Origin of the sequence: Mycobacterium sp., from assembly GCF_049280035.1 — a bacterium.
In the GTDB taxonomy this organism is placed as follows: Bacteria; Actinomycetota; Actinomycetes; order Mycobacteriales; family Mycobacteriaceae; genus Mycobacterium.
On the sequence record NZ_JBAPPI010000303.1, the window covers coordinates 1 to 3,398 of the forward strand.

Sequence of the window (3,398 nt, forward strand, 5' to 3'; positions counted from 1 at the left end):
ACCGGCAATGACACGTACCCGGGTCGGGTGTAACAGAAGGCCGCAAGCTGGCGACAACAGGGTAAACTAACCCTGACTACCAAATGAATCAAAGATGAACGTAAGGTTAACTATGCAGGTGGTGGGTGCGATGATGCCGAAGAGCGAGACCCGATCACGATGTCCGCACACTTCGACCCCGACCTTGCCCTCTGTAGTCCTCGACAACGCAGTGGACACTGCGGACCAGGTCACCGCGATTGACTTCATCAACCGGGTCAACTGGTTATTCGACGCATGGGATATCGACGCGATGGTCGACGCGTTCCTTCCCGATAGCGTGATGCATCACACCCATGGCACCGTTCGCGGCCGGATAGCGACGCGTCGCTTCTTCCAAGAGCAATACCCCTACACCGTCGCCGGGGTCAGCAGGCACGCCACCAGCCCGATCGTCGATCCCGACGACGACGGCGTGATCGTCCGCTACCACAACCTTCTCGTCCGCTACGCAACACAAGCGGCTTCGCCCAGGATCGTCGGAGGCCAGGTGGTCTCGAGCCCCACCGGTCTGCCCGCGCTCTGGGTCTACTCCGCGATGGCGGATCGCTTGCGGCGCACCGACTGCGGATGGCGAATCTTTGAGCGCCGCGTCGGGGAAACGTCGATGAACGACCTCTTGACCCCCGGCGCTTCCAACTCGGGATACATGGACCCGTACCTGTCGCCGGCCGCAGCCTGGTGACCTGCTAGCGGGCAGCTCAGCGCCGAAACGGCCGCCAGCAGTTTTCCGGCTGGGCGAGACGGTCGGCGATCACCGACAGCGTTTGCATGTTGTGGCCGTAGCCGAGGTGGCTGCTGCGCACTTCGACATTTTCGGTCTCGGGTGCGGGCAAGCTGGTGCAGCACTGCCACGCCACGATGCCGTCGCTTTTGCTGTAGATGCAGGTCGTCGGCACGGTCAACGGTTGGGCGCGGCGCGTCAGCGCGGCTTCAGAGACGGCCTCGGTGGCCTCGCTGCCGCGGTTGACCAGCCACCACACCTTCCATGCGGTGCTGGCCCGATGGTTGCCGCGGAACGGGGATCCCAGCGTGATCACCGACCGGACATCGTCGGGGAAGGCGCGTGCCAGTTCCCGGGCATAGATTCCGCCGGCGCTCCAGCCGATGATGCTCACTTTGCGCCCATCGGCCCGTTCTCGGATGTGGCGCAAGCGCGCCGGCAGCGTCTCCTTCATGTTGGCGCGGTACCCCATGTTGTAGCCCAAACCCCAGTCATAGACCCGATAACCCAAGCGGCGCAAGACATCACGCAGCAGCTGCGTCGAGAACGGGCCAGCCAGGAATCCGGGGATCACCAGAACTGGATGGCCGTCACCGCGGGGCCAGTCGGCGATACGTCGGGCAGCCGCGAGGACGGCGAGATATTCGACGCCGGTGCGCCATTCGAGCACGCGCAGCAGATGTCCCGGCGGCGCCGCGTTGACGGCATCGGGCAGCTGATCCGATTGCTCGGCTTCGAGTTCAGCGGGTTCAGGAGTAGAAGTCATCCAGCGTTTCCTTGTTCTGCTCGGCGACGACGCCGCGTTTTACCTTCAGCGACGGTGTGAGCTCGCCGCGCTCGACGGACAGTTCGTGGTCAAGCAAAGCCCATTTCTTGATGGTCTCCCACCGATTGAGGTTGGCGTTGAGCTTCTTGACGTGCTCGTCGACCATCTCGTGCACCTCAGAGGATTTGGTCAGATCCGCGTAGGACGCGTCGGCGAGGCCATGCTCCTTGGCCCAGCCGCTGATCGCGTCGCCATCGAGGGTGACCAACGCAACGGCGAAATTGCGTCCCTCCCCGTACACCATGAACTGACTGGCATACGGGCACAACGTCGCGAATTTCGCCTCGATTGCCGGGGGCGCGATGTACTTGCCGCCGGAAGTTTTGAACAGTTCCTTGATCCGCCCGGTGATCTTCAGGAACCCGTCGTCGTCGATGCTGCCCTGGTCCCCGGTAGACAGCCAGCCGTCGTCGCTGAGCGCCTCGGCGGTGGCCTTCTCCAGATGGTGGTAGCCGGCCATCACGCATTTACTGCGGAACTGGATCTCCCCCGCATCGCTGATCCGGACCTCGGTGCCCTCGAACGGCAGACCTACCGTGCCCAGCTTGTAGTTGTCGGGGCGGTTGATGAAGCCCGCGCCCGCGGACTCGGTTAGCCCGTAGCCCTCCAGGATCAATAGGCCGGCCGCGTCGAACCATTCGGCGATGTCGCGGTTGAGCGGCGCGGAACCGGAAATGAAGAACCGGATTCGTCCGCCGAACACGTCGCGCACCTTGGCGAACACCAACCGGTCGAACAGGCTGTGCGGCAGCTTCAAATACAGCGGTACGGATTGGTGATTGCGACGGCGTTCAGCGACCTTGCGGCCGACCGCGAATGCGGCGTTGAACAGGCGGGCTTTCATCCCGCCCTGGTTCTGCTGGGTGGTGACGACGCGGGAGTAGGCCTTCTCGAAGATGCGCGGCGCGGCTCCCATGAAGGTGGGTTTGACTACCCCGGTGTTTTCCACGATCTTGTCGACGCGGCCGTCGATCGCGCTGGCGAACCCGCACGCCAGCTGAGTGGCGATCAGCACCTTGCCAAAGGCGTGCGCGAGCGGCAGCCACAGCAGTTGCAGGTCGTTCTCGCCGAGCAGATTCATGTCGTTGATCGCGGCGCCGGTGTATACCCACGCCTCGTGGCGTAGCCGCACCCCTTTGGGTTTGCCCGTGGTCCCTGAGGTGTAAATCAGCGTCGCCAGCCGGTCGGCGGTGATCTCTTCTGCGGTCGTGCGCACACTGGACGGATGCTCGGCCAGGTGCTTGGCACCCAGTGCGGCGAGGTCGTCCAGGGTGATCACCCAGTCGCCGTCGCCAGCGCCGTCAAAGACCACCACGTTGGCCAGGTTGGGTAGGTCACCGCGCTGTTCCTTGAGCTTGCCCAGCTGTTTTTCGTCTTCCGCGAAGACGATCCGCGAGTCCGAGTCGGCGAGGATATAGGCGGTGTCCTCGGCGTTGGTGCTGGGGTAGACGGTGGTGGTTGCCGCGCCGGCGCACATGATCGCCAGGTCGGCCAGGATCCATTCGAGCCGAGTGGTCGACGCGATGCCGATCCGCTCCTCGGGTGCGACGCCGAGCGCCAGTAGCCCGGCTGCCAGGGCTTCCACCCGCTCGGCGGCCTGCTTCCAGGTGACCGAAACCCACTTGCCGTTCTCGGGGTATCGGAACGCTTCCCGATCTGCTGACGCCTCAACGCGGTGCAGGAACAGCAGCGCCAAATTCGGCGCTCGGGTTCCGGTCGGGGTAAGACTCGTCTGGCTCATCAAACTTCCTTTGCACTCTTCAGCAACCTCGCAGTACCGATCTTGCTGGGAGTGCCCGCCGTTAGATG

The 3,398-nt window shown here is 63.8% G+C and carries 3 protein-coding genes; 1 reads left to right on the forward strand and 2 read right to left on the reverse strand.

Annotation, left to right across the window (positions count from 1 at the left end; genetic code table 11):
• Nucleotides 1-94: 94 nt before the first annotated feature.
• Complete coding sequence (locus WAN71_RS10160; RefSeq protein WP_422225211.1) at nucleotides 95-724, forward strand: nuclear transport factor 2 family protein; 630 nt, start codon at nucleotides 95-97, stop codon at nucleotides 722-724.
• Nucleotides 725-740: 16 nt separating this feature from the next.
• On the opposite strand, the gene WAN71_RS10165 is transcribed toward WAN71_RS10160, so the two are convergent.
• A complete protein-coding gene (locus WAN71_RS10165; protein ID WP_422225212.1) occupies nucleotides 741-1,529 on the reverse strand; it encodes a lipase family alpha/beta hydrolase in 789 nt (262 codons plus the stop codon).
• Entirely contained in the window at nucleotides 1,513-3,330 is a 1,818-nt protein-coding gene (locus WAN71_RS10170; protein ID WP_422225213.1) for an AMP-dependent synthetase/ligase, read from the reverse strand. The genes WAN71_RS10165 and WAN71_RS10170 overlap by 17 nt, the downstream gene beginning before the upstream one ends.
• Nucleotides 3,331-3,398 lie beyond the last annotated feature (68 nt).